The organism is Thiemannella venezuelensis, assembly GCF_014203605.1.
In the GTDB taxonomy this organism is placed as follows: Bacteria; Actinomycetota; Actinomycetes; order Streptosporangiales; family Streptosporangiaceae; genus Planomonospora_A; species Planomonospora_A venezuelensis.
Genome location: NZ_JACHJJ010000020.1, coordinates 132,758 through 158,726, shown reverse-complemented (window position 1 = coordinate 158,726; position 25,969 = coordinate 132,758). Strand labels below are relative to the sequence as shown.

Below are 25,969 nucleotides of genomic sequence, written 5' to 3'. Positions count from 1 at the left end.
GAGAGCGCTCTCAAATGGCTATTGACTCGACCGATGCCGCAAGGTCAGGATCTGCACTGTGCGACTCGGGGGACCGCCACGCCTCTGCAGTTCCCGAAGAACGGATCCTCGATGACCAGACCCCCCGCCCGACAGGGCGTCCGCAGGAGCGCTCTCGCGGCGCTCGCGGGCCTCGCCGTACTGGCCTCAGGCATCACCGGAGTTCCGGGCGCGGCCGCGGAGACCGCGACCGGAGACCGGCAGCCGGTGATCGGAAATCCCTCTCTCGGCGGGTTCGGCTGCGCCCGCATCGAGAAGGACCTGCCGGCGTTCTCCGACTGGCCCAGGGTCAAGAGCCGGATCAGGCAGAACCCCGTGGACGAGAGGCGGGTGTCGAAGATCCTGGCCGGGATGACCCTCGCCGAGAAGGTCGGCCAGATGACCCAGCCGGAGATCGCCGCGATCACCCCCCAGGAGGTCACGCAGTACGGCATCGGCTCGGTGCTCAACGGCGGCGGCTCGTGGCCCGGACGCGACAAGCACGCCTCGCCGCAGGCCTGGCTCGACCTCGCCGACGCCTACTGGGAGGCCTCGGTCGCGACGCGGACGAAGATCCCCGTCATCTGGGGCATCGACGCCGTGCACGGCAACAACAACGTCTACGGCGCGACGGTCTTCCCGCACAACATCGGCCTGGGCGCCGCGCTGGACCCGTGCCTCGTCCGCGACATCGGAGCGGCGACCGCCGAGCAGATCCGCGCCACCGGCCAGGACTGGGCCTTCGCCCCCACCCTCGCCGTCGTCCGCGACGACCGGTGGGGCCGCACCTACGAGGGCTTCTCCGAGGACCCCCGGATCACCCGCGCCTACGGCTACGAGGCCGTCAAGGGCCTGCAGGGCAGGCACCCGCGCGGGATCGGGAGTGACGGCGTCATCGCCACCGCCAAGCACTTCATCGGCGACGGCGGCACCCTCAAGGGCGTGGACCAGGGTGTCAACCCCTCGTCCGAGGCCGAAATGATCAACCTGCACGGCCAGGGCTACTACAGCGCGCTCGCCGCCGGAGCCCAGACCGTGATGGTCTCGTTCAACAGCTGGACCAACGAGGAACTCGGCATCACCGAGGGCAAGCTGCACGGCAGCAAGCGCGCGGTCACCGACATCCTCAAGCAGAAGATGGGCTTCGACGGCGTCGTCGTCTCCGACTGGAACGGCATCGGCCAGGTCCCCGGCTGCACCAACGCGAGCTGCGCCCAGGCGATCAACGCGGGCATCGACGTCGTCATGGTCCCCAACGACTGGAAGGCGTTCATCGCCAACACGGTCGCCCAGGTCGAGAGCGGCCAGATCCCGATGGCGCGCATCGACGACGCCGTCACGCGGATCCTGCGCGTGAAGCTGCGCGCCGGCGTGCTCGACGGGCGCAAGCCGTCCGAGCGCCGCTTCGCGGGGTCGGCCGACGCGCTGGAGGCCGAGCGGCTCGCCCGGGAGGCCGTGCGCAAGTCGCAGGTCCTGCTCAAGAACAACGGCGGGGTGCTCCCGCTGGCCAGGAACTCCAAGGTCCTCGTGGTCGGCAAGAGCGCCGACAGCATGCAGAACCAGACCGGCGGCTGGACCCTCACCTGGCAGGGCACCGGCAACACCAACGCCGACTTCCCGAACGGCACGACGATCCTCGGCGGTCTGCGCGAGGCGCTGGGCGAGGCCGACGTCACCTTCAGCGAGACGGCCGACGGCGTCGACCCCGCCGCCTACGACGCGGTCATCGCGGTGATCGGCGAGACGCCGTACGCGGAGGGCGTCGGCGACCTGTCGCGGCGCACGCTGGAGGCCGCGAGGCTCTATCCCGGCGACCTCGCCGTGCTCGACAAGGTCAAGGGCAAGGGCGCGCCCGTGGTCACCGTCTACGTCACCGGCCGCCCGCTCTGGGTCAACAAGGAGCTCAACCGCTCCGACGCCTTCGTCGTGGCGTGGCTGCCGGGCACCGAGGGCGGCGGCGTCGCCGATCTGCTCGTCCGGGGCAGGCACCACGAGGGCTACACGGGCAGGCTGCCGTACTCCTGGCCGAAGAGCGCCTGCCAGACCCCGCTCAACAAGGGCGACGAGGGGTACGACCCGCTCTTCCCGCTCGGGTACGGCCTGCGCTCCGGCCAGGCGAGCTCCATCGGGACGCTCGACGAGACGGCTCCGCAGTTCCCCTGCGGCTCCACCGGCGGCGGCGGTGAGGCGAGCGAGGACCTGGAGATCTTCAACCGCACCGACGTCGCCCCGTACAAGAGCTTCATCGGCTCGGCGGAGAACTGGGGCGGCACCGAGATCGGCCCCGACGGCCAGGCGGCGCACGCCGAGATCAACGTCGTGCAGTCCGACGTCAACGTGCAGCAGGACGGCCTGAAGGCGACCTGGACCGGCACCGGCCCCGCCCAGATCTACCTGCAGAACCCGGCGGGCGGAACCGATCTGCGCGGCTACCTCAACGCCGACGCGGCCCTGGTCTTCGACACCATCGTCCACCAGGCGCCGGCCGCCAGGACCGTCATCAGCACCCACTGCGTCTACCCGTGCCTGGCGGAGGTCGTCGCGACCTCCCTGTTCCAGGGGATGACGCCGGGGACGAAGACGACCGTGAAGATCCCCATCTCCTGCTTCGCGGAGGGGGGCCTCGACCTGGAGAACGTCAACACGCCCTTCCTCGTCTACACCGAGGGCGCGTTCTCCGCGTCGTTCGCGAACGTCCGCTGGGTCCCGAAGGCGGCGGCGGACCCCGACGCGAAGAAGTGCACGGACCTGACCTGACGGTGACCGTGCCGCGCTGACGACCGGGCCGTCAGCCGTCCGAGGCGGCCGGGCGTCCGGAGAGGAACCGGCCTCCGAGGTACGCGGCGCCGCCGACGGCGACCACGGCGGAGAGGAGCAGTCCGGCGGGGATGCCACCCGGGCCGCCGGAGGCCGAGCGGGCGGCCACGGCCTCGGCCGCCGCCAGGTCCACGGCCGGATCCGGTTCCTCGCCGGCCGGCCCCGGGGCGACGATCCGGGCCGGAGCGGGCTGCGCGCTCGGTACGGCGGCGGTGGGCCGCGGGCTCGGGACGCCTGGCAGCGGTGGGATGGGCGGCAGGCTCGGCGGGGGCGGGAGCGGAGGCAGCGACGGCAGGGGCGGCAGGCCCGGGACCGGAGGCAGGCCCGCGGCGGCGGGAGCCTGCGTCCCGGCTCCGGCGGACGGCTCCGCGGTGGCGGGTGCGGCCGGGGGAGCCGTCCCGGTCCCGGCCGGGGCCGGCGCCGAGGCGGTGGGGGCGGCGGGCCGTCCCGGTGCCGCCGCGGGGGTGCTCCCGCCGGTGGCGGCGGGCGGGCTCTCCGGCTGCTCGGGCCGGGCCGCGGCGGGTTCGGCGAGCAGCACGGGCTCGGCCGGGTCGTCGTCCCTGACCGACCAGGCGCGGGTGGAGAACGGGACGGGGTGGTTCTTCCTGCCCGCGCCCGGGCCCCATTTGGTGATGACGTACCGGACCTTGATGTGGCCGAGACCGCCGTTGCCCCGCACGGTCAGCGTGCGGGGGTCGAAGGTGCCGCCGGTCAGGTCGGCGAAGGTCTTGGCGTCGAGGTCGAGCATGATGCCGCGGCCGGACGGCTCCCCGGGGCCGCGGTCGCCGACGAAGAAGGGCGCCTTCCTGCCCTTGTAGAGGACGTATCCCTCGGTCAGCAGCGGCCAGGACGGACTGGCGGCCATGCCCTTCTGCATGGGTTTGCCGGAGGCGGGCAGGCCGGTGTCCCCGGCGCGGCCGGAGCCGTCGTCCCAGAAGTAGGAGGCGGTGGTGGAGCCCTTCAGCATGACCTTCCGCTCGGTCTCCGCGTGGGCCGCGCCGGCGGCGGTCGCCCCGGCGGTCAGGGCCAGGCCCAGGACGGCGGTGAGGAGACGGGCACGGGAGACGGCGCGGGCGGCAGAGGTCATGGAGAACGAAGATCCTTCACGATGAGGCAGGGCGTCCCTGCACCACGGGGGCTCCCATTCGGAAGTCCGGGCCGCGGACCGGCCCTCTCCCTCCATTGGGCCCGCCGGACGTGGCGGGAGCAGTGCGCTCAGGGTGCGGGACGGTTGCCGCCGGAGGGAAAGCCTCACCGCTCCCGGCGCGGAGAGGTCAGGGCGCGGACCCGGCGCGGAGAGGTCGGGGCGCGGACCCGGCGCGGAGAGGTCGGGGCGCGGACCCGGCGCGGAGAGGTCAGGGCGCGGACGGCCCGTCGCCCGGTCTCCCGTCGCGCAGGGAGGCGTGGACGGGGGCGTCCGGCACCGTGGCCGGACGGCCGGCGGCGAACTCCTTGCGCAGCACCGGAACGACCTCCTCGCCGAGGATGTCGAGCTGCTCCAGCACGGTCTTCAGCGGCAGTCCGGCGTGGTCCATCAGGAACAGCTGGCGCTGGTAGTGGCCGAAGGACTCCCGGAAGGTCAGGGTCTTGTCGATGACCTCCTGAGGGCTGCCCACGGTCAGCGGGGTCTGGGCGGTGAACTCCTCCAGTGAGGGGCCGTGGCCGTACACGGGGGCGTTGTCGAAGTACGGGCGGAACTCGCGCACGGCGTCCTGGGAGTTCCTGCGCATGAACACCTGGCCGCCGAGTCCGACGATCGCCTGCTCGGGGGTGCCGTGGCCGTAGTGGGCGAAGCGCTCGCGGTACAGGCCGATCAGGCGGATGAAGTGCTCCTTCGGCCAGAAGATGTTGTTGGCGAAGAAGCCGTCGCCGTAGTAGGCGGCCTGCTCGGCGATCTCGGGGCTGCGGATGGAGCCGTGCCAGACGAACGGCGGCACCCCGTCGAGCGGCCGGGGCGTCGAGGTGAAGCCCTGCAGGGGCGTGCGGAAACGGCCCTCCCAGTCCACGACGTCCTGGCGCCAGAGCCGGTGCAGCAGCGCGTAGTTCTCGACGGCCAGCGGGATGCCCTGGCGGATGTCCTGGCCGAACCAGGGGTAGACCGGCCCGGTGTTCCCGCGGCCGAGCATCAGGTCGACGCGCCCGTCGGCCAGGTGCTGCAGCATGGCGTAGTCTTCGGCGATCTTGACCGGGTCGTTGGTGGTGATCAGCGTCGTGGCGGTGGACAGGATGAGCCGCTCGGTCCGGGCCGCGATGTAGCCGAGCATGGTCGTCGGGGACGACGGCACGAAGGGCGGGTTGTGGTGCTCGCCGGTGGCGAAGACGTCGAGACCGGCCTCCTCGGCCTTGAGCGCGACGGCGACCATCGCCTTGATCCGCTCGTGCTCGCTCGGAGCCCTGCCGGTGGTGGGGTCGGCGGTGACGTCGCCCACGCTGAAGATCCCGAACTGCATGATGCCCGCCGTCCTCGCGCCGTTCAAACTTCAATCATTTTAGGCGCGGCGAGCCCGGCCCGCTCCCGCCGCCGGCGGGCCGCACCTCGAGGTCGTCCAGGAGGGCCCGCGTCGCTGCGGCGACGGCCTCCACCGCCTGCTCGAAGGCGACCGCGTTGCGTGCGGACGGGGCCCGGAACCCGGAGATCTTGCGGACGTACTGCAGTGCGGCGGCGCGCACGTCGTCCTCCGTCACGTCCTCGGCGTAGGGCTCGCGGAGTGTCTTGATGCTTCGGCACATGTGAGGACCGTACGGCATCCCGCCGACAGTGCCGGCCCGGATCCGGCCCGGAACGGTGTGACCGGGGACGCGGGGCGCGGCCGCCGGCCCGCCTACACTCCGAACAGCCGCGCCGCGTTGTCGTGGCACACGGCGCGCAGCCAGCCGTCGCCCAGTCCCAGCCCGGCCAGGCTCTCCAGCGCCTCCGGGTACGGGTAGGGGATGTTCGGGAAGTCGGTGCCGAGCAGGATGCGGTCGCCCAGGTCGGCGAGGCGGGGAAGATGCTCGCGCGGGTAGGGCGAGAAGGCCTCGCTGAAGGCGGTGAAGGCCATCGTGGTGTCCAGGAGCACCTCCGGGTGGCGCTCGGCGAGGTCGAGGAAGTCGCCGTACTCGGGCATGCCCATGTGCGCGACGACGAGGCGCAGCCGCGGATGGCGGGCCAGCACCCGCCCGATGGGTCCGGGCCCGGTGTACCGGCCCGGGGCCGGGCCGGAGCCGCAGTGGGTGACGACCGGGATCCCGGCCTCGGCGAGCAGCCCCCACGCTCCGTCCAGCAGTTCGTCGCCCGGGTCGTAGCCGCCGACCTGGAGATGGGCCTTGAACACCCGGGCCCCGCCCTCGACGGCGCGGGTGACGTAGTCCACCGCCCCCGGTTCGGGGAAGAAGGTCGCGGTGTGCAGGCAGTCCGGCGTCCGGGAGGCGAACTCCGCCGACCAGGAGTTGAGCCAGGCGGCCATATCGGGCTTGTGCGGGTAGAGCATGGAGGTGAACCGGCGCACCCCGAAGCCGCGCAGCGTCTCCACCCGCCGGTCCTCCTCGACGCGGTAGGTGATGGGCCACGGCACCCCGGTCAGCGGGCCGACGGAGTCGAAGTAGTCCCAGACCTTGGCCAGCACCCGCTCCGGCATGAAGTGCGTGTGCACGTCGATCAGGCCCGGCAGCCCCAGCGCCCGCCAGAAGCCGGTCACCCGCTCGTTCTCGGCCGTCTGCGCCGTACCGGCCACCTCGATGTCCGTCATACCGGTCACCTCCGCTTTCGTCCCCGCCATCCTGGCAGGCACGGGCGTACGCGGGCGAGCGGCGGCCGCCGCCGTCCCGTCGGGGCGGCCGGTCACCGGCCGCCCGCGGGCACCGCCCGGGTCAGCCGAACCTGGCGGCCGCGTTCCGCAGCCGCTCGGCCATGGCCGACAGCTCGCGGGCCGTCTGCAGCGAGGTGGCGGCGTCCTCCGAGGTCGCCAGGGCGGTGGCGGCGATCGCCGTGACGCTCTGGCCGATCTCGCCGCTGTGCCGTACGGCCTCCTCCATGCTCCGGGTCATCCCGGCGGTCGTGGCGCTCTGCTCCTCCATCGCCGAGGCGATGACCGTCTGGAACTCGTCGATCCGCGCGATCACCGAGGAGATCTGGCCGATCGCCTCGACGGCGCCGGCCGTACCGGCCTGGATGGCCTCCACCCGGCGGGCGATGTCCTCGGTCGCGCGGGCGGTCTCCTGCGCCAGGTCCTTGACCTCCCCGGCCACCACGGCGAAGCCCTTGCCCGCCTCGCCGGCGCGGGCCGCCTCGATGGTGGCGTTCAGCGCCAGCAGGTTCGTCTGCTCGGCGATCGAAGTGATCGTCTTGACCACGCTGCCGATCTCGGCGGACGAGGTGCCCAGCTCCTCCATGATCGTGTTGGCCCGCTCGGCCATGGTCACCGCCTCGCCCACCACGCTCACGGCCGCCGTGGTGTTGCGGGAGATCTCGGAGATCGACGCCTTGATCTCCTCGCTGCCGCGCGCGGTCGCGGCGATGTCCCGTTCGACCGTCCGCGCCGTGCCGGAGGCGGAGTCCGCCTGGCCGCTGGTGCGCTCGGCGGAGGCGGCGATGCGCCGGGACACCTGGGTCATCTGCTCGGCGGAGACGGCGACCGTCGTGGCGGACGACGTCAGGGCGTCGACCGTCTCCCGGACACTGCCGATCGCGGTGTTGAGCATGCGGGCCATGGCGCCGATCTCGTCGGCGGACGCCACGTCCGTCCGGCGCGACAGGTCTCCCGAGACCATCGCGGCCAGCACTTCGGACACCTTCCGCAGCGGGCGCAGGATGCCCTGGCCGATCAGCCGGGCGAACCCGGCCAGCAGGCCGGCGGCGAGCACGCCGATGGCCACGAGCGTCCAGGTCGCCTCGCGCCGCTGCTCGGCGACGCCCGCGACGACGGTCGCGGCGTGCGCGTCCAGTGCGTCGCCGATCGCGGGCAGCTCGTTCTCGACCGCGGTGAACGCCTCCCCGAACCGTTCGTACGTCCGGGCGTCCGGTTCGTTCGCGGCGCTCTCGGCCAGCGCCAGGTAGTCCTCTACGGCGGGGGCCGTCCGTTCGGCCGCCAGCCGTACGGAGGCCGGCGCCTGCGGACCGGCGAAGTAGGCCAGCTTCTCGCGCATCACCGAGGAGTGCTCGGCGAGATCGCTGAGAGCCTCCGCCCGCTCGGCGGAGGCGGTGCCGACCATGGTGCGGAGCACGTCGCCGCGGATGGCGTCGTGCGCCATGTCCGCCTCAAGCGCCGCACGCGTCAGCTTCGCCGACGCCTCCAGGTCGCGCGCCCGCTCCTCCGCGATGCGCAGTCCGCCGACGCCGATGCCGGCCGTGGCGGTCAGACCCAGCAGTGCGATGCCGACGACCAGGCCGAGTTTGACGCGGATCGGACGGTCATGGAGCCATGACCCGGCCGTGCGCGTCGCGGATGCCTCTGTGAATTTCTCCGTGGCCACGGAACCGTCATCGGCTCCCGCCGGGCGCCCCTGAGGGAAAGGGCCCGCGGAGCGGCCGGTACGGCGCCCGGGCCGGAGCCGGTCCCGCCGCCCGCCCTAGGCGATCAGCCGCCGCAGGGCCGCGTCGTACGCCGGGTCGAGGTAGTAGTCGAGGTGACCGAAGATCCGCGGAGGCTTCCGGGGGTCTCCCGGCCCGCCGCGCGCCGGGTCGGCCGGATCCCACAGCGGCTCGTCGACGCCGCCCTCGGCGGGCGTCCAGGGGTAGCCGGAGGTGAACACCGGACCTCCGATGGGGTCGGAGTGCCGGTGGAGGTTGCGCCAGTGGGAGTCGCGCGCCGGGCCGGGCTGCCGCGCGACGGCGTCCCTGACGGCGCGGAGCGCGCCGGGCCCGAAGTAGGCGGGGAAGAAGCGCGCGTAGAGACGGCGCAGCGGCGAGCCGTGGGTGAGCAGGCGGATGTGGCGGCGGTCCTCGGGGTCCAGCTGCAGGATGAGCGCCGCCGCGATGACGCTGCCCTGGCTGTGGCCGGACACCACGACGGTGTGCCCCTCCTCCCGGACCAGGGTCCGGACCCTGTCGAGGAGGTCGGGGACGACGCGCTCGGCGTAGCACGGCGGGGCGAGGGGGTGCGTGGCGCGGGGCCAGAACGTGGTGACGTCCCACAGCACGCCCACCGTCGAGCGCAGAGCGGGGTGCTCGTACGCTCGCCAGCCGACGTAGACGAGCCCGACGGCCACGCCGCCGGTGACCGCGACGCCCAGGGCGACGGCCGGTCCCGTCGGCACGCCGCCGAGGCCCATGGTGACCAGGATCGCGGCGAGCGCGGCCGAGACGGCCGTGATCACCGCGATCACCGTGATCACCGCGTCGGTCCTGTCCGTCAGCCGGGCCGCGGCCCAGGCGCGGCTCACGTGCTCGGTGTGCACGGGATACCTCTCGCGGATCTCGGCGAGCAGCCGCTTCGTCTCCCGCCGCCACGTCAGCAGGAGCCACAGCGCCAGCAGGATGACCGCGAGGGCGGCCAGGAGCATGGCCAGGGTCGACCACCAGTAGGGATCCGACAGCACGATCCCCCCGTCGCCGCCGGTGAAGGAGGGCGTCCCCACGGCCTCGGCCACGGCGAACGCCAGCCCGATGGAGAAGACCGCGGTCAGCGCCCAGGACATCAGGAGCGTCACCGGCCCGGCCAGCCCTCCCATCGCCCTGGAGTACGGCACGCCCGCGTCGGCCGGCTGCCGGCTGCGGAGGGCGAGGACGGCCGTTCCCGCGGCGATGCCCGCCAGCAGGCAGACCTGCGTGGAGAAGAGCGCCCCCAGGACGCCGTGGAAACCCGGGAGCGCCCCGCGGGCGGCCGGCACGGGCTCCCCTCCCGTGACCGCGCCGGCGGTGAAGGCCAGGCCGTACAGGGCCAGGGCGAGTGTGCGGAGCAGCGCGCAGGACCTCGTCAGCGGGGACGCCCAGGCCGGTTCCTCATCCGGCCGGTGCCGTCCGGCGGCGTACGGCAGGGCCACCAGCACGACCACCGGCAGGAGCACCGCCGACCCGGCGAGGACGATCGCGCCGAACACCGGGGCGGAGGCGAGGGGCAGCGCCAGGACCAGGGAGACCAGAACGAACCCGAAGGCGACGTGGAGCGAGCGGAGGCGCCCCACGGGATCGCCGCCGTTCCACATGCGGCGGTCGGCCAGCAGCACGCCCTCGGCGAGGGGGTCGGGCGCGCCCCCGCCCGGCCTGCGCCTGTCGAAACGGGCCCAGGACACCCTGCCGAGCGACCAGACCAGGACCAGCACCAGTGCGGGGAGCAACGAGGCCAGGGCGAGCCGCCGGGCGGCGGTCTCCTCGCCGGCGGTGGCCAGCCACGCCAGGGGGGCGAAGGCGTGACCGGTGCGGGTCGCCTGCCAGCCGACGACGTCCATCGACGCCCCGGCGAGGGCGGTGACCAGGGCGCCGGTCAGGGAGAGCGCGAACAGCCGCTGCCCGGCGTCCACCGTCCGCCGGAGCCGGGCCAGGGACTCCCGGCCGTCCGCCGTCCGCCGGGGTGTCATGTAGAAGGCGATGTTGGCCAGGGCGAAGGGGAGCATCAGCAGCCAGAACGCCCGTGACCGGGAACCCGAGGTGAGACCGCCCCAGATGTAGGCCTCCCGCCGCCAGGAGACGGCGGGACCGCGGTCGGACGGGACGTAGATGCCTACCCCGTCGCGGGAGCGGTCGCCGAGGAACCTCACCTGGCCGGGGCAGCCGGGATAGAGGACGGAGCCGGGCGTGGCCCCCGCCACCCCGTGGATGCGCAGCTCGGTGACGTGCGTGCGGGCGCCGCCGGCGGACGGTTCTTCGACGGGCATGCGGTTCACCTGCCGGATTCGGGTCGAGCACTCCTCCTGGCACTGGCGGCGCTCCGGCGCGCCCGCACGCGGGACGGGGACGTCGCCGGGTGCGGGACACGCTGGAACGCCAAGTGAATGATATGCAACGGAGAGTGATCGCGCCTCGTGAACCGGGGTGGAGGACCGGTCGGGTACGGCTCCCGCGCCGGCCCGCCGGGTCAGCCCTCGTAGGCCGGGTGGCCGAAGCCGACGATGGTGCCCATGCCGCGCTTGCGGGTGACGACCTTGTCGCTGACGTTGCCCTCGACCGTGGAGACCGTGCCGTCGGAGTTGACGCCGGTCACCATCCCGATGTGGTCGATGGCCGAGATGCTCTTGGAACCGCCCCAGTCGAAGAAGACGAGGTCGCCGACGCGCGGCGTACGGTCGAACCGGCCCTGCTTCCTGAACCACTCGGCGTGCCAGGGGGTGTAGGCGAAGACGCCCATCTGCTCCTGCAGTCCGTGCTGGACGGCCACCCAGGACAGGAACATGTCGCACCAGGGCGCGGCGGCGAAGCCCCTCTGCTTGGTGTGCTTGTCGTACCACTTGCCGTAGAAGGAGGTGCCGTTCGTGTCCTCGCCCTCACCGACCTTGCCGAGGGCGGTGGAGACGACCTGCTGCACCCGGGAGCCGCCCGAGGCCGCCGTGCCCTGGCTCTGCCCTCCCGAGGCCAGGGCCTCCAGGGTCTCCAGGGCCTGGGACGGGTCCTGCTGCGCCGCCGTCCGAGGGGTCAGGCCGGGGATCTCCGCGCGCTGCGCCCGGTCCGCCGTCGTGGTCCCCGTGCTCCCCGCGTTCTCCGCGGCCCCCGTGCTCCGCGTGGTCTGCGGCTGCGCGAACGCGGACGGATCCTGGAGCGCCTGCAGCTCGGTCTCGATCTCGGCGATCCGCGCCTGCATCTCCGCGAAGGGCGCCGGGGCGGACTGCTCGTCGGTGATCCCCGGGACGTCGGCGGCCGCCGCTCCGGCGGGAAGGACGGCGAAGCCGATGGCACCGGCGACGGCGAGCCCGGCGGACAGGCCCCCGCGGTACGCGACACGCGACAGAACGGACAAAGATACGTCCCCTTCTTCCTGCCGCCCGCTGCGCGGATGGGGCCTCACGATGGGGTGGGGGCTCCCGCCGACCGAGGGGGCCGTCCGGGGTGTCCTCGGGCGCGAAAAGACCACCGGCCGGTGCTCGACGCAGACCCGCGGGCGAACGGTGGTCTGCGCGCTTGTGCTGTTGTCGGCCGCCTATTCGGCGCACATCGGTCGTTGCTGAGGAAAACCGCTACTGAGGAAAAGGGCCCGGACACGATCCGTGACGAGGGCACGGGGGAGGCGGTCCCGGCCGGGTCCCGCCGTCCCGGAGCCGTCCCGGAGCCGTCCCGGAGCCGTCCCGGAGCCGTCCCGGAGCCGTGCCGGAGGACACGTGCCGTCCGGCACGGCCCGGCACGCGTGCCGCCCGTGACCTCCGGCCGGGGGTGAGGCCGCCCGGCACTCCCGGCGCGCCGCCCGCCGCTCCTAGGGTCGGCTTGTTCCCCCGCCCGTCACGGACAAGGAGTCCTCGAATGCCCCCATCATGGCTGGCGCGCTACGGCGCGGCCTGCGGAGTCCTGCTGGGACTGTCCATCGGAGTGCCCGGCGCCGTCGAGGCGTTCACCGGTGAGACCACCGCCACGAGCTTCGTCATCGGCCTCGGCGCGGTTCTCGGCACGCCCGCGCTGACCGCCTTCTACCTGCACCAGAGCGCAGCGGCCGGACGATTCGGCGCCGTGGCGTACGCGGTGAACCTGATCGGCCTCGGGCTGTTCGCCGGGGTGTCCTTCGCGCTGAACCTGGTGATCTTCTATCTGGACGGGCCGGTCGCCACGGCCCTGCTCGCCGGTCCCACCAGGATCGCGGTGTTCGGCGGCATCGGGGTCTTCGTCGTCGGGACCGTGCTGTTCGGCGTGTCCATGCTGCGCGCCCGGGTGTTCCCGCGCCCGGCGGCGTGGGCCTACATGGTCTCGCTCGTGCTGCTGACCGCGCTGGCGCCGCTGCCCGACACCCCGCTCACCAGCGCGGTGCACGTCGCCGTGTGCGCGGTGCTGGTCTGGCTCTCGGCGTCGGTGTGGTCCGCGGCGGCGCCGGCCGGTTCGGCCGGGCCGCAGGGCGTCCCGGCGGTGCCGGCGGGCGGTCGTTAGGCCGTGCGGCACAGGATGCCCGGCCGGCGCGCCCTGCGGCCCGCCGGCCGTGCCCGCCGGGCGGCGCGAGCCCTCCCCGCCACGGGCCGCGCCGCGCGGCGGCCGTAGGCTGGCACCGTGTCCCCCATGCGGCCCGTCCCCTGGGTCTCGCCCGTCCTCTACGGCACGGTCCTGGCGTCCGGCCTGTACGCCGGGCTGGCGGGCCTCGGCACCACCCGTCCGGCGCAGTTCGCCGGCGCTCTCGCCGCCCTGTTCGCCGTCGACCTGGTCGAGCGCAGGATCCGGCCCGGCGGCACCCCGCCGTGGCCCGCGGCCGCGCTGCTCTGCGCGCGCGTCGCCCTGTTCGCCGCCGCGGCCGCGGCCGACGGCTCGGGGCTGTCGCGGGTGCTGTTCGTCCTGGTGCCGTTCACGGCCTACTTCGCCTTCGGCCGTACGGTCGCCGTCGTGCTCGCCGTGGGCTGCGCGGGGCTGGCCGCGGCGGGCTACGCGCTCGGTGCTCCCGGCTGGTACACCGACGTGGAGCAGATCACCGACCTGCTGATGTTCTGCGTCGGACTGGTCCTGGCCATCGCGATGGCGGCCACGGCGGTGGAGGAGCGGCGGGGCAGGGCACGGCTGGAGGAGTCGAACCGGCGGCTCGCCGCCTACTCCGCCCAGGTCGCCGAGCTGTCGGCCGCGGCCGAGCGCAACCGGGTCGCCCGTGACATCCACGACGACCTCGGTCACCACCTCACGGCCGTCGTCGTGCTCCTGGAGAAGGCCACGGCCTTCCGCGACCGCGACCCGGCGCAGGCGCAGCGCGCGCTCGACGACGCGCACCGCTCGGCCAGGCGGGCTCTGGAGGACGTCCGGCACTCGGTCCGCACGCTGCGCGCCGGGCCCGCGCCGTTCCGCCTCTCCACCGCTCTCGCCGACCTCGTGGACGGCCAGGCCGACGACGGCCGGGTGGCCGTCACGCTGGAGTTCACCGGCGACGAGAGCGGGTACGGCGTCCCGACGCTCACCGCCCTCTACCGCGCGGCGCAGGAGGGGATCACCAATGCCCGGCGGCACGCCAGCGCCACCCGCGTCTCGGTCGCCGTCGCCTTCGACGAGTCCGGCGCCCGGCTGACGGTCGCCGACGACGGCACGGGCCTGCCGCCCGGGCGGGAGGGGTTCGGCCTGCTCGGCATGCGGGAGCGGGCCGAGCTCGTCGGCGGCCGGGTCGACCTCGACAGCGGCCCGGGGACCGGCACCCGCCTGACGGTCACCATCCCGCGAGAGGGCACGGCATGAGGGGCACGGCATGATCGGCGGTTTCCCGGGTCCCGCGCGGGAGGCGGGCCATGGCCGGTGAGCAGGTGAGCGTCCTGGTCGCCGACGACCAGCGGCTGATCCGCGAGGGCATCGCCTCGCTGCTCGGCATCCAGGACGGCATCACCGTCCTGGGGACCGCCGCCGACGGCCGCGACGCCGTCGACAAGGCGGTGGAGCTCGGGCCGGACGTGGTCCTGATGGACGTCCGCATGCCCGTGATGGACGGGGTCAGCGCCGTCGCGGAGCTTCGGCGGCGCGCCCCGGCCTGCCGCGTGGTCATGCTCACCACCTTCGACGACGAGGAGTACGTCGTGCAGGCGCTGCGCGCGGGCGCCAGCGGCTACCTGCTGAAGGACCTCCCGGCGCGGGAGCTCGCCGCCGCCGTCCGGCTCGCGCACGCCGGTGTCGTGCAGTTCGACCCGGCGGCGGCGGCGCGCCTGGCCTCCGCGCTCACCCGCCCCGGGGCCGCCGCCCCGCCCGACGACCGGACGGACCCGGCGCTGACCGGCCGTGAGACGGAGGTGCTCCGGCTGGTCGCCCGCGGCGCGACCAACCGCGAGATCGCGGAGAGCCTCTACCTCAGCGAGGGGACGGTCAAGAACCACATCTCCCGCATCCTCGGCAGGCTCGGGCTGCGCGACCGCACCCAGGCGGCGATCTACGCCCGTGACCGGGGTCTGCTCTGAGCGGTCCTGTGCGCGGCCGCCCGCGCGGGCCCCGCGGCGGGATCGGCGACCGCCGCCGCGGGGCCCTCGGGGGTGCGGTCAGTTCCGCCCGGGTGACTCCTGGAGATCCGGGGCCCCTCCCGGGCCGCGGTGGGAGATGCTGTCCAGCCAGGCCCGGTGCAGGCCGGCGAAGCGGCCCGCCTCCGCGATGAGCCGGGCGGGCGGGCCGTCCTCCACGATGCGGCCGCCGTCCATCACCAGCACCCGGTCGGCGATCTCGACGGTCGAGAGCCGGTGGGCGATGATCAGGGCGGTCCGGTCCGTGAGGATCGTCCGCATGGCCCGCTGCACCAGCCGCTCGCCGGGCACGTCCAGGCTGGAGGTGGCCTCGTCGAGGATCAGCACGGCGGGGTCGGCGAGGAAGGCGCGGGCGAACGCCACGAGCTGCCGCTGCCCCGCCGACAGGCGGCCGCCCTGCTTCCCGACCTGGGTGTCGTAGCCGTCGGGGAGGGCCGAGACGAAACCGTGGGCGCCGACGGCGCGGGCCGCCGCGGCGACCTCGTCCGCGTCCGCGCCGGGGCGGCCGAACCTGATGTTGTCCGCGATCGAGCCGGTGAACAGGAAGTTCTCCTGCGTCACCAGGACGACCGCCCGGCGCAGCGCGTCCTCGGACAGGTCCCGCAGGTCGACCCCGTCCAGCAGCACCCGGCCGGCGCCCGGGTCGTAGAACCGGGCGACCAGTTTCGCCAGCGTGGTCTTGCCCGCCCCGGTGGCGCCGACCAGCGCCACGACCTGCCCCGCCGGGACCGTCAGGTCCAGCCGGGGCAGCACCGGGGTGCCGTCCAGGTAGGAGAACTCCACCCCGTCGAAGCGGAGCCGTCCCCGGGGCCGCTCCAGCGCCGCCGGCTCGCGCGGCTCGGCCACCGCGGGCCGCTCCTCCAGCACGCCGGAGAGCTTCTCCAGCGCGGCCCCGGCCGACTGGAAGGTGTTGTAGAACTGGCTGATCTCCTGCATCGGCTCGTAGAACTGGCGCAGGTAGAGCAGGAACGCGGTGAGCACGCCCACCGTGACCTGGCCGTCGATGGCCAGCCACCCGCCGTAGAACAGGACGGCGGCGATCGTGACGTTCCCGATCAGTTTGACGCCCGGCATGAAGACCGCGATCAGGCGCATGCTCCGGATGTTGGCGTCCCGGTAGTCGGCGTTGAGCCGGGAGAAGATCTCCTGGTTGCGCCGCTCGCCGCGGAAGGCCTGGACCGCGCGCATGCCGGTCATCGACTCCACGAAGTGCACGATCACCAGCGCCACGGTCTCCCGGGTCCGGCGGTAGGCGATGCTCGACTGCCGCCGGAACCAGCGGGTGAACAGCAGCAGCACCGGGAGCGGCAGCAGCGCGACCAGGCCGAGGTGCACGTCCAGGACGAGGAGCAGGACCGCGGTCCCGGCCAGGGTCAGCACGGCCGTGACGAGGCTGTCGAAGCCCGACTGGAGCATCTCGGAGATGGCGTCGATGTCGGAGGTGAGCCGGGACACGACCCGGCCGGAGGTGTAGTCCTCGTGGAAGGAGAGCGAGAGCCGCTGGAAGTGGCGGAAGACCCGCCGGCGCAGCTCCAGGATGATGCCCTGGCCGATCCGCCCGGCCATCGTCAGGAAGGCCTGCCGGGTCGCCGCCTGGGTCACCGCCGCCGCCAGCGCCGCCGCGACGACCGCCAGCAGCGTGCCCGGCCCCTCGCCCGCCCGCATCGGCGGGATGCCGGAGTCGATGCCCACCTGCACCAGGAGGGGGATGGCGAGCGAGGCGGCGTTGCAGACCACGATGACCGCGACGAGCAGGGCGATCCGGCGCCGGTACGGCCGCAGCAGATCGGCCAGGAGCCGCCGGGAGCGGTCGCGCAGCAGGAACGACACCTGCTCCGGGACCTCGTCCCGGTCCTCGGCGGCCACGCCGCGCCAGTCCTGCGTCCCCTGTGTGGTGGTTTGACCGCTCACCGCAGCGCCCCCTCCGCGTCCAGCCCGTCCAGGTCGTCGTCGAGGCCGTCGTCCGCGTCGTCGTCCGCGTCGTCGGCGTCCAGTCCGGCGGAGAGCAGTGCGCGGTACTCCGGCACCGCCGCCATCAGCTCGTGGTGCCGGCCGACGTGCGCGACCGTGCCGTCCAGCAGCAGCGCGACCCGGTCGGCCAGGAGCACGGTCGAGGCCCGGTGTGCGACGACGATCCCGGTGGCGTCCCGCAGCACGCGCCGGAGCGCCTCCTCCACCAGGGCCTCCGTCTCGACGTCCAGCGCCGACAGCGTGTCGTCCAGCACGAGGATCTTCGGCCGGGACAGGACGGCCCGGGCCAGGGCGAGCCGCTGGCGCTGGCCGCCGGACAGGGACATCCCCTGCTCGCCGATCCGGGTCGCCAGTCCCCACGGCAGCCCGTGGACGAAGCCGGCCTGCGCCACCTCGATGGCGGCCTCGATCTCCTCGTCGGTGGCGTCGGGCCTGCCCAGCGCGAGGTTCTCCCGGACGCTCATCGAGAACAGCGTCGGCTCCTCGAAGGCCGTGGCCACCAGCGAGCGGAGCACGGGCAGCGGCAGGTCGCGCACGTCCCGGCCGTCGATCGTGACCCGTCCCGCGGTGACGTCGTGCAGCCGGGGGACGAGCGAGGTCAGCGTGGTCTTCCCCGACCCGGTGGCGCCGACGACGGCGACCGTCTCGCCCGGCCGTACCTCCAGCCAGACGTCGCGCAGCACCGGCTCGGCCGCGCCGGGGAAGCGGAACTCCACCCCCTCGAAGCGCAGGTGGCCGCGGGGCCGGTCGATCGCCTTCGCGCCACCGACGATGTCCGGGTCGGTGTCGAGCACCTCCGCCACCCGGTCCGCCGCGGTCATGGCCTCCTGCGCCATGGCCAGGATGAACCCGAGCGAGGAGATGGGCCACACCAGCTGGAGCATCAGCACGGTGAACGCCATCAGGTCGCCCGGCAGCAGCCGGTCCGAGCCGACCGCGAGCGCGCCCAGCAGCAGCACGAGGGCGAGGGTGAGGTTCGGGACGACCTCCAGGAAGGTGAAGAACCTCGCGGAGAGCCGTACCTTCTCCATCGAGGTCCGGTAGACCTTGCGCGCGCCGTCGTCGAAGACGTCGAAGACGTGCCCGCCGCGGCCGAACGCCTTGATCGTGCGGATGCCGCCCGCGGACTCCTCGACGACGGTGGCCAGGTCGCCCTGCTCGTCCTGGACCTGCCTGGAGATGGCGATGTAGCCCTTCTCGAACCGCATCGAGACGACCACGACCGGCACCGCCGATCCGGCGACCAGCAGGCCGAGCGGCCAGTACATCTGGAACAGCAGCACGGTCACCGCGGTGATCTGCACGGTGATCAGCACGAGGAAGAGCATGCCGAACCCGAGGAACCGCCGGATGGTCGACAGGTCGGTCGTCACGCGTGACAGCAGCTGGCCGGACTGCCAGGCGCCGTGGAAGCTCATCGGCAGCCGCTGCAGGTGCCGGTAGAGGTCGTCGCGGATGGCCGTCTCCAGGCCGATGACGGCGTCGGCGAGCAGCCAGCGGCGTACCAGGACGAACAGTGCCTCGACCGCGCCCAGCGCCAGGGCGAGCAGGGCCAGGGGGAACAGGGCGCCGGTGTCGCCGCGGGCGACGGGGCCGTTGACGATCTGCTTTCCGACCAGCGGGATGGCGATGCCGATCGCGATTCCGGTGAAGGACGTCAGCCAGATGGCGGTCAGGCGGCCGGAATAGGGGCGGAGATAGGACTTCATCCGCCAGAGCGAGCCCATCCTGGTGAGGCGTGGGCGGCGGAGCCATCGGGTGCGGGGTTGTCGGGTGCGGGGTTCTGGGCCGGTGGACTCGGTATCAGGGGGCATCGGCAGGCAGCACGCTCCTCACGGTCTTCAGTTGACGCCCTTCACCATTCCCAGGCGAAGAGCCCGTTAAGGCTAAGGGGGCCGTCAAACGGTTTTCCGTACGGCGGAGCCGGGGGAGGCGGGCCGGAGGCGTCCCGCTGGAGGGGGAGAACCGTTGCTTCCGACGGGATATCACTTTATGTAATCACGGAAATACGGAGAGTATGGAAAAAGGGGTAAACGGCTCCGGACTCCGCTTGCTGATCATAACTGGCGAAGGTCCGGCGAACGATGACATCAGATACCTGGAGGAGGGGGCGCTGCGCCGGGGGCACCTGCCGCGCGTCGCCCCGTGGAACGAGCTGAGCGTGGCGCTCGACGGCAGCGGCCCGCGGCTCTGCGCCGGCGGCGTCCCGCTGGAGGTGGACGGGATCATCCACCAGATGTCCACCGACGCCCTGGACGGGCTCATCGTCCTCGGCGCGGTGGAGGAGGACATCCCGCACCTCAACTCGGTGGGCGCCGTGCTGCGCTCGGCCGACAAGTTCGCCACACACGTCCGGCTGGCGGCGCACGGCGTCCCCACCCCCGCCACCGCCTTCTGCCCCAACGACCGGGAGCTGCGGCTGTTCGCCCGGGAGTACGGCTACCCCGTCGTGCTCAAGCAGCCGGACGGGGCGCGGGGGGCCGAGGTCACCCTCGCCCGGGAGGAGGGCGAACTGCTGGCCAAGGCGGCCTCGATCCGCGAGCGGGGGATCCCGCTGCTGGTGCAGCGGTTCGTCGCCGAGGCGGCGGGGCTCAACCACCGGGTGATCGTCATCGGGGGGAGGTTCGTCGCGGCGGTCGAGCAGACGGGCGGCCGTCCCGGCGACTTCCGCTCGAACGGGCCCGGCGACGTGTGCCGTCCGGTCGAGCTGACGGAGGAGGAGGTGAGCGTCGTCGAGCGTGCGGCCCGCGCGGCCGACCTCGACCTGATGAGCGCCGACCTGCTGCGCGGCGCGGACGGCCCGGTCATCCTGGAGACCAACTCCTTCCCCGCGTTCGGCGGGTTCGAGCACGTGGACCTGCGCGGCCCCATCCTGGACCTGATCGAGCGGAAGGTGCGGGAGAACGCCTCGCTCGCCCTGTCCGGGGCGGCGTCGCCGGAGGAGATCCTGGCGGCCGCGGGCGAGGAGCCCCTCGCGGCCACCACCTGAAGCGCGGTCACCTGAAGCGCGGTCACCCGGGCCGCGGCCCGTCACCGGCTCCGGCCGGCCCGGTTCCGGTCCTCGGAGGCCGGGGCGGGGTAGGGAAAAGGCATGGACCCCCAGGTGGTGACCACGAGCGGACGGGTGTGCGGGCACTGGGCCGGTGGTGTGGCCGAGTTCCTCGGAATCCCCTTCGCGGCCCCTCCGTCCGGCGGGCTGCGCTTCACCGCGCCGGTCCCGCCCAGCCCGTGGGACGGGGTGCGCTACTGCCACGCCTACGGGCCGACCGCCCCGCAGCCGCCGAGCGACTACACCGAGGGCGTGCCCGAGCCGCTCATCGCGGGGGAGGACTGCCTCAACCTCAACGTCTTCACGCCCGACCCCGGCGCGGCCGGGCTGCCGGTGCTGGTCTGGATCCACGGCGGCGCCTTCAACGGGGGCAGCAACGCCAGCCCGTGGTACCGGGGGACGACCTTCGCCCGTGACGGGGTGGTGTTCGTCGCCGTCAACTACCGGCTGGGCGTCGAGGGCTTCCTCCCGCTCGACGGGGCCCCGGTCAACCTGGGCGTGCTCGACTGGGTGCGGGCGCTCACCTGGGTCCACGACAACATCGCGGCCTTCGGCGGCGATCCCGGCGCGGTGACAGTGGGCGGGCAGTCGGCGGGCGGTCAGGCGAGCGTGACCCTGCTCGCGGTGCCCGCCGCCGCCGGGCTGCTCCACCGGGTGATCGACATGAGCGGCGGGGCGGTGGCCTGGGAGCCGGTCGAACCGGCCCGCGCGGCCGCCCGTGCGCTCGCCCGGAGGCTCGGCGTGCCGCCCACGCGTGAGGCGTTCTCGGCCTTCGCCCCGGAGGAGCTGGTCGCCGCGTACGGCTCGCTGGACCCCGGCGACGGGTCGGGTGAGGGGAACCCCGACGGGCAGGGGTCCGACGGGCAGGGCGCCGGTGAACGGCGTCCCGGCCCGCTCGACGCTATCTTCGCCCCGGGGCCCAAGGGCTTCAACCCCGTCAACGACGGCGAGGTCGTGGCCAGGAGCCCGTACGACATGATCAAGGACGGTTCGGCGCATCCCGCCGCGCTGCTCGTCGGGGCCACCGCCGAGGAGTTCAACGAGGCCGTCCGCGCCTGGCCCGGCCCGCTCGGCGGGGAGGAGTACGAGCGGGCGCTGCGCGCTCTGGAGGCCGGGCCCGAGGCCCGCCGCTTCTACGAGGAGAGGATCCCCGCCGGGCTGGAGGTCCTGGCCCAGATCCTGACCGACCGGATCTTCCGGGTGCCGACCCTCCGCCTCACCGAGGCCGCCGCGGCGGCCGGCCGGCCGGTCCACGCCTACGAGGTCCGCTGGCGCTCGCCCGCGCGGGACGGGATGGTCGGCGCGGGCCACTGCGTGGACCTGCCGTTCGTCTTCGACAACCTCGACGCCGAGGGCGTGGGCCGCATGTGCGGCCCCACCCCGCCCGCCGTCCTGGCCCGGGAGATGCACGCGGCGTGGGTCGCGTTCGTCGCCTCCGGGGATCCCGGCTGGCCGCCGTACGGCGAGCACGACCATCCCACCTGGATCTTCGACGCCCCCGGCCGCCTCGCCCACGCCCCCCTCGCGGAGGAGGGCCGCCTCTGGCGGGACCTGTAGGTCCGTGCCGGACCGTGCCGCCCGCGGGCCCGCCGCCGGCTCCTCTCACGCGGATCGGCCGTCGGCTCCGTCGGCCTGCGCGCCGCGGACCCGTGGGCCCGCGGGACCTGCCGGGTTCCTCCGGGCGGGCTCCGCCGGTCGGCGGGCGACCGCTTCCGGAGGCCCCGGCGGCCGGACGGAGCGCGAGGAGGCTTCCTGGAGGGCGAAGCCGCCGCCTCGCCGGTGGATCTCTCCGGCACGGGGGAGATGGGCGGCCAGCAGGACGCCGGTGCGGGCGGCGAGGTCCGCCAGCACCCGGTGGCGGGATTCGGCGGCCTGCTCGGGGTCGTCGCAGAAGGATGAGGAGATGTCCGGCCGGGTCAGCTGCAGGGGGTGGTGGAGCAGGTCGCCTGCGATCACGGCGGTCCGGCCCTCGTCGGTGATCTCCACGATGAGATGGCCGGGAGTGTGCCCGGGTGCGGGAACCAGCCGTACGCCGTCGTCGATCCGGTGGGCTCCGGCGACCAGGTCCAGCTGCCCGGCCTTCTCCACCGGATGGACGCACTGGGCGATTCGCTCGGCGTGCCGGATGCCTCCGTCGGCGAGACGGCCGTACTCCGCTTCGGCGAGAAGGTAGCGCGCGGCGGGAAAGGCCGGTCGCAGGGTGTCGGTCGTGTTCCAGCCGACATGGTCGTGGTGGAGGTGGGTGTTGACGACGGTGTCCACGGCGGCGGGATCGATGCCGGCTTCGGCGAGGGTGGTCATCCACCGGGAGGTGAAACCGGGGAAGGGGCCGTTCCTGCCCTGTTTTCTCCCGCCGAGGCAGGTGTCGACCAGGATCGTGGTGCCGGCTCCGACGATGGCGAAGCCCGTGACGACCATCGGCTCGCGCATGCCGTCGGCGGCGAGCAGGCGGGCGAGGTCGGATGCCGGAAGGCCGGGGAACAGCCGTTCGGGCGGTAGCACGTCTCCGGCGGCGTCGATCAGCGGGACGATGGTGCGGCGCCCGATGGTCACGGGTGCGGGCTGGGGCGGGACGTACAGGGGCATGAGCGGCTCCGCGGAGGATGGCTCTCCGTATCAGGCGAAGGTTGTCGGAGAAGGAAGTACCGCTCAGCGGATTCGAGGGTCAACGACCAGGTCGGGCGATGGTGTCCGGTACCGGACATTCCGGGGTCCCCTGTTCACGAACGCATCCGCCCGGACGGCATCGCCCGGCCCGGCCCGGCGTCGCCGGAGGTCGCAGGCGGGTCCTGCCCGCCGGTCCTTCTGCCCGCCGGTCCCGGGGGGTCGCCGGGGAGGTCCGCGTGCGCGGCGGACAGCATCCTGCGGAAGACCGCCTCCAACTGTGCGGGCGTCTCCGCCGTGTCGCCGTCCGTCCAGCGGGAGACCAGGGCCATGAACGCGCCGACGGCGCAGGCCACGACCACGTCCAGATCGGCGCTCGGCCGAGCGCCGGCGGGCCGGGCGGTGAGGAGCTCGGCGCGGATGATCGATGACAGGACTCGCCGGATCCGGTCCTGGACGGCCGTGTCGCTGCCCGGGCCCGTCAGGGCGCGGACCAGGTGGCGGTTCTCGTCGATGTGCTCCAGCAGGGGCAGGGCGAAGGAGAGGGCCGGTCCCGTCCCGTCCCCGCGGCCGGGGCGCAGGAGGTCGGCGACCTCGTCGATGTTGCTGAACAGGACGTCCTGCCTGCCGGAGAAGTGGGAGTAGAAGGTGGAGCGGCCGATGTCGGCGCGGTCGACCAGGTCGGTGACGGTGACCGCGCCGTAGCCTTTGTCCAGGATCAGCTCGACCAGCGCGTCCTGGACGGCGCGCCGGGTGCGGCGTGCTCGGCGGTCGGGCCGGTTCATGGGAGTCCTCCGTCCCCGCGGGTGCGTGATGTCAGTGGTGGTAGGCGTGGACGACGGCGTGGCCCCCGCCCCGGCCGATGATCCATTTGTTGACCGGGGCGGTGACGAGGAAGGCCACCAGGAAGGCCAGTGCCAGCGCGCCCCAGAACAGGCCGCTGGTCAGGCCGGCGTCCATGGCTCCGGGGACGACGAGCATGACGCCGTTGTCGACGATCTCCATGACGGCGATGGAGACGGTGTCGGCGGCGAGGGCGAGCTTGATCGCGGTGCCCTGGCCCACGCCGGCGCGGCGCAGCGGGACGAGGGTGAGCAGGTAGCCGAAGAAGAAGGCCAGGGCCACGGCCGCGGCGATGGTGGGCGCGGTGGACCAGCCCAGCGCGGTGCCGATGACCAGCCCCAGGACCTCGCCGATGGCGCAGCCGGTGAGGCAGTGCAGGGTCGCCGAGACGGCCGTCCCCCAGGTCGCCTTCGGCGCGTGTCCGGTGTGTCCTTCGTGGCCGGCGTGCGACCGGTGGTCGTGCCCATGGTGGCCGGCGCGCCTGTCGCTCGCCTCCTGCTGCCCGTGTGCGGTGCGGTGGGTCGGTTCGGACATCTCTTCTCCTCCGTTGCCGAGTGGTGCCGGCACGTCTGAATTTATACCCTTGGGGGGTATATGGCAACCGGTCCGCCGCGACGGCGCCACCGCCCGCGCACCCCGCGCACCCCGGGCGGCGGGGCGGCTTCGGCCGGCGCCCTCCTGCCGGCCGGATCCTGCCGCGCCGCAGGTGGGACCGGGGTCCTGTCGTGCCACCGGTGGGACCTGGGTCCTGCCCGAAGTGCACCCCTCCCGGCCGGGCTCCGCGGCCGGTTGCATGGTCGAACCAAATAGTTGTACGGTCGAACCATGTCTGCTGAGGCATCAGACCTTCAGGAGGCCGTGGCCAGGTTCGTCCGGGCCTTCGGCCTCCACCAGCCGGACCAGACCCCCTGCGGGCAGCCCGTCCCGACCTCGGAGGCTCATGCGCTGGGCGAGCTGGCCAGGGGCGGCGCGCTGCGGCAGAGCCTGCTGGCGCACCGGCTCCGGCTGGAGAAGAGCACCACCAGCCGGCTGGTCACGCAGCTCATCAACCGCGGCTGGGCCGAGCGCGCGCCGGCGCCCGACGACGGGCGCGGCGTGCTGGTCCGGCTCACTCCGCACGGGGCGGAGGCCGCCGCCCGGTTGGCCGCGGCCAGGGCGGAGCGGTTCTCCGCCGTTCTGGACCGTATCCCCGAGGGCGAACGCGCCGACGTGCTGCGCGCCCTGACCGTCCTCACGGAGGCCATGGATGAATTCTGAGCATCGGCGCGCCCGGGCGCTCACCGCCGTGCTCGCGGCCGTCGCCTTCGCCGCCGCCGCGACGGCGTATGCGCTCATCGGCCGGGGTGAGCAGCAGGCGCCGGCCGCCCGGCAGGCCGAGATCGCCGCCAGGGGCCGGCAGGTGATGCCGTTCGACCTGGAGCGCACCACGCACCGTTTCGCCAAGTCGGCCACCGGCGGCGTGCAGACGGTCACCTCCGACGACCCGGCCGACGCCGGGCAGGTCAGGTCGATCCGCGAGCACCTGACCGCCGAAGCCGCGGCGTTCGGCAAGGGCGACTACGGCGACCCCGCCTCCATCCACGGGGGCGGGATGCCGGGCCTGCACGACCTCGAACGAGGCCACGACCGCATCGACATCCGCTACGCCGAGCTGCCCGCCGGCGCCCGGATCACCTACACCACCACCGACGCGTCCCTGGTCACGGCGTTGCACGCGTGGTTCGACGCCCAGGTCGCCGACCACGGCCGGCACGCCGAACACGGATGACCCGCCCTTCCGGGCGCCCTCTCTTCCTCCGGAGCCCGGTGGTTCCTGCGAAGACGCGCGGTCCCGCGCTACCGGTCGACGCGGCCGAGCCCGCCGTCGAAGCGCATGCCCGTCGGGGGCTCCTCCAGGTCGGGCCGCCAGTCCTGCACCGGCACCAGCCCGGGCTCGACGAGGTCGAACCCGTCGAACAGGGCCAGCACCTGCTCGTGCGTGCGGAAGACCGGCTGCGCGGGAGAGCCCGCGGTCGAGGCGAGGAGCCGGGCCTTGGCCCCCGGGTCGCTCTCGGCCATGGCGTGGGAGAGTAGCAGATGGCTGCCCGGGGCCATGCGGTCGCGGAAGGCGCGCACGATCCCGGCGGGGTCCTCCTCGTCGGTGACGAAGTGCAGCACCCCGACCAGCAGGACCCCCACGGGTTCGGAGAAGTCGACGAGCCCGGTGACCTCCGGGGCCTGGAGGATGCCCGCGGGGTCGCGGACGTCCGCCTGGAGGCTGGCCACGTCCTTCCCGTCGGCCAGGAGCGCCTCGTTGTGCAGCTTCACGACCGGGTCGTAGTCGACGTAGACGGTCCGCGCGCCGGGGTGGACCTCCTGCGCGACCTCGTGCACGCTCGGCGAGGCGGGGATGCCCGCGCCCAGGTCGAGGAACTGGCGCACCCCGCTCTCCGCCATGTGGCGGACGGCGCCCAGCAGGAAACGCCGGCTGGCCTTGGCGACCAGCCGGGTGTCCGGTGCGGCCTCCAGGAGGCGGGCGGCGACGGCCCTGTCGATCTCGAAGTGGTCCTTGCCGTCGAGCAGGTAGTTGTAGACGCGGGCGGAGCTCGGCATGCTGGGGTCGACACCGGCGGGCACGCGGGTCTGCTCGGTCATGGAGCGGTCTCCTTC

Annotated in this window: 21 protein-coding genes; 8 read left to right on the top strand and 13 right to left on the bottom strand. The window is 73.7% G+C overall.

The genetic code is table 11. The features are described from left to right. Window positions 1-111 precede the first annotated feature (111 nt). Window positions 112-2,775, top strand: a complete 2,664-nt coding sequence (locus tag FHS22_RS26200; RefSeq protein ID WP_184945788.1) for a glycoside hydrolase family 3 protein — start codon at window positions 112-114, stop codon at window positions 2,773-2,775. Window positions 2,776-2,806: 31 nt separating this feature from the next. Here the strand turns inward: FHS22_RS26200 and FHS22_RS38405 are convergent, their stop codons facing one another. The 7 genes from FHS22_RS38405 to FHS22_RS39030 all read right to left on the bottom strand — a co-directional run bounded on the left by FHS22_RS38405 (window position 2,807) and on the right by FHS22_RS39030 (window position 11,702). Then, the gene (locus FHS22_RS38405; protein ID WP_377297003.1) at window positions 2,807-3,922 is read right to left on the bottom strand and encodes a hypothetical protein; all 1,116 of its coding nucleotides are present in this window, start codon (window positions 3,920-3,922) and stop codon (window positions 2,807-2,809) included. A 268-nt stretch (window positions 3,923-4,190) separates the two neighbouring features. Beyond that, entirely contained in the window at window positions 4,191-5,285 is a 1,095-nt protein-coding gene (locus tag FHS22_RS26190) for an LLM class flavin-dependent oxidoreductase (RefSeq protein ID WP_184945832.1), read from the bottom strand. A gap of 34 nt (window positions 5,286-5,319) precedes the next feature. Next, window positions 5,320-5,565, bottom strand: coding sequence for a DUF2277 domain-containing protein (locus FHS22_RS26185; RefSeq protein WP_184945787.1), 246 nt, complete (start codon window positions 5,563-5,565; stop codon window positions 5,320-5,322). A gap of 92 nt (window positions 5,566-5,657) precedes the next feature. Then, a complete protein-coding gene (locus FHS22_RS26180; RefSeq protein ID WP_184945785.1) occupies window positions 5,658-6,563 on the bottom strand; it encodes an amidohydrolase family protein in 906 nt (301 codons plus the stop codon). Between the two features lie 121 nt (window positions 6,564-6,684). Further along, entirely contained in the window at window positions 6,685-8,286 is a 1,602-nt protein-coding gene (locus FHS22_RS26175) for a methyl-accepting chemotaxis protein (RefSeq protein ID WP_184945783.1), read from the bottom strand. Between the two features lie 96 nt (window positions 8,287-8,382). After that, a complete protein-coding gene (locus FHS22_RS26170) occupies window positions 8,383-10,626 on the bottom strand; it encodes an alpha/beta hydrolase family protein (RefSeq protein WP_184945781.1) in 2,244 nt (747 codons plus the stop codon). A gap of 200 nt (window positions 10,627-10,826) precedes the next feature. Then, window positions 10,827-11,702 (bottom strand): CHAP domain-containing protein, encoded by an 876-nt coding sequence (locus tag FHS22_RS39030; protein ID WP_184945779.1) that lies wholly within the window; start codon window positions 11,700-11,702, stop codon window positions 10,827-10,829. Window positions 11,703-12,199: 497 nt separating this feature from the next. Here FHS22_RS39030 and FHS22_RS26160 point away from each other — a divergent pair, with 497 nt between their 5' ends. The 3 genes from FHS22_RS26160 to FHS22_RS26150 all read left to right on the top strand — a co-directional run bounded on the left by FHS22_RS26160 (window position 12,200) and on the right by FHS22_RS26150 (window position 14,796). Further along, a complete protein-coding gene (locus FHS22_RS26160; protein ID WP_184945777.1) occupies window positions 12,200-12,814 on the top strand; it encodes a hypothetical protein in 615 nt (204 codons plus the stop codon). 126 nt (window positions 12,815-12,940) lie between these two features. Next, window positions 12,941-14,089 carry a sensor histidine kinase gene (locus FHS22_RS26155; protein ID WP_184945831.1) on the top strand — a complete coding sequence of 383 codons (1,149 nt, stop codon included), beginning with the start codon at window positions 12,941-12,943 and terminating at the stop codon, window positions 14,087-14,089. A 50-nt stretch (window positions 14,090-14,139) separates the two neighbouring features. Next, entirely contained in the window at window positions 14,140-14,796 is a 657-nt protein-coding gene (locus FHS22_RS26150; RefSeq protein WP_184945775.1) for a response regulator, read from the top strand. Window positions 14,797-14,874: 78 nt separating this feature from the next. Here the strand turns inward: FHS22_RS26150 and FHS22_RS26145 are convergent, their stop codons facing one another. Next, the gene (locus tag FHS22_RS26145) at window positions 14,875-16,764 is read right to left on the bottom strand and encodes an ABC transporter ATP-binding protein (protein WP_184945773.1); all 1,890 of its coding nucleotides are present in this window, start codon (window positions 16,762-16,764) and stop codon (window positions 14,875-14,877) included. Continuing rightward, window positions 16,761-18,533: an ABC transporter ATP-binding protein gene (locus tag FHS22_RS26140; protein WP_260408283.1), complete on the bottom strand. Its 1,773-nt coding sequence runs from the start codon at window positions 18,531-18,533 to the stop codon at window positions 16,761-16,763. The genes FHS22_RS26145 and FHS22_RS26140 overlap by 4 nt, the downstream gene beginning before the upstream one ends. A 341-nt stretch (window positions 18,534-18,874) precedes the next feature. Between FHS22_RS26140 and FHS22_RS26135 the strand changes: the two genes are divergently transcribed. Next, window positions 18,875-19,813: an ATP-grasp domain-containing protein gene (locus FHS22_RS26135; protein WP_184945769.1), complete on the top strand. Its 939-nt coding sequence runs from the start codon at window positions 18,875-18,877 to the stop codon at window positions 19,811-19,813. A gap of 102 nt (window positions 19,814-19,915) precedes the next feature. Beyond that, on the top strand, window positions 19,916-21,430 hold the full coding sequence (locus FHS22_RS26130; RefSeq protein WP_184945767.1) for a carboxylesterase/lipase family protein: 1,515 nt from the start codon (window positions 19,916-19,918) through the stop codon (window positions 21,428-21,430). Window positions 21,431-21,475: 45 nt separating this feature from the next. Here FHS22_RS26130 and FHS22_RS26125 read toward each other — a convergent pair whose 3' ends face one another. From FHS22_RS26125 to FHS22_RS26115, 3 genes are all read right to left on the bottom strand, one after another. Beyond that, window positions 21,476-22,459, bottom strand: a complete 984-nt coding sequence (locus tag FHS22_RS26125; protein ID WP_184945765.1) for an MBL fold metallo-hydrolase — start codon at window positions 22,457-22,459, stop codon at window positions 21,476-21,478. Between the two features lie 134 nt (window positions 22,460-22,593). After that, window positions 22,594-23,262, bottom strand: coding sequence for a TetR/AcrR family transcriptional regulator (locus FHS22_RS26120; RefSeq protein WP_184945763.1), 669 nt, complete (start codon window positions 23,260-23,262; stop codon window positions 22,594-22,596). Between the two features lie 31 nt (window positions 23,263-23,293). Continuing rightward, window positions 23,294-23,854: a DUF4396 domain-containing protein gene (locus FHS22_RS26115; RefSeq protein WP_184945761.1), complete on the bottom strand. Its 561-nt coding sequence runs from the start codon at window positions 23,852-23,854 to the stop codon at window positions 23,294-23,296. A 291-nt stretch (window positions 23,855-24,145) separates the two neighbouring features. Between FHS22_RS26115 and FHS22_RS26110 the strand changes: the two genes are divergently transcribed. Then, on the top strand, window positions 24,146-24,577 hold the full coding sequence (locus FHS22_RS26110) for a MarR family winged helix-turn-helix transcriptional regulator (protein WP_184945759.1): 432 nt from the start codon (window positions 24,146-24,148) through the stop codon (window positions 24,575-24,577). Further along, window positions 24,567-25,088 carry an aspartate carbamoyltransferase gene (locus FHS22_RS26105; protein ID WP_184945757.1) on the top strand — a complete coding sequence of 174 codons (522 nt, stop codon included), beginning with the start codon at window positions 24,567-24,569 and terminating at the stop codon, window positions 25,086-25,088. The genes FHS22_RS26110 and FHS22_RS26105 overlap by 11 nt, the downstream gene beginning before the upstream one ends. Before the next feature lie 68 nt (window positions 25,089-25,156). On the opposite strand, the gene FHS22_RS26100 is transcribed toward FHS22_RS26105, so the two are convergent. After that, window positions 25,157-25,954, bottom strand: a complete 798-nt coding sequence (locus FHS22_RS26100) for an SAM-dependent methyltransferase (protein WP_184945755.1) — start codon at window positions 25,952-25,954, stop codon at window positions 25,157-25,159. Window positions 25,955-25,969: the final 15 nt, after the last annotated feature.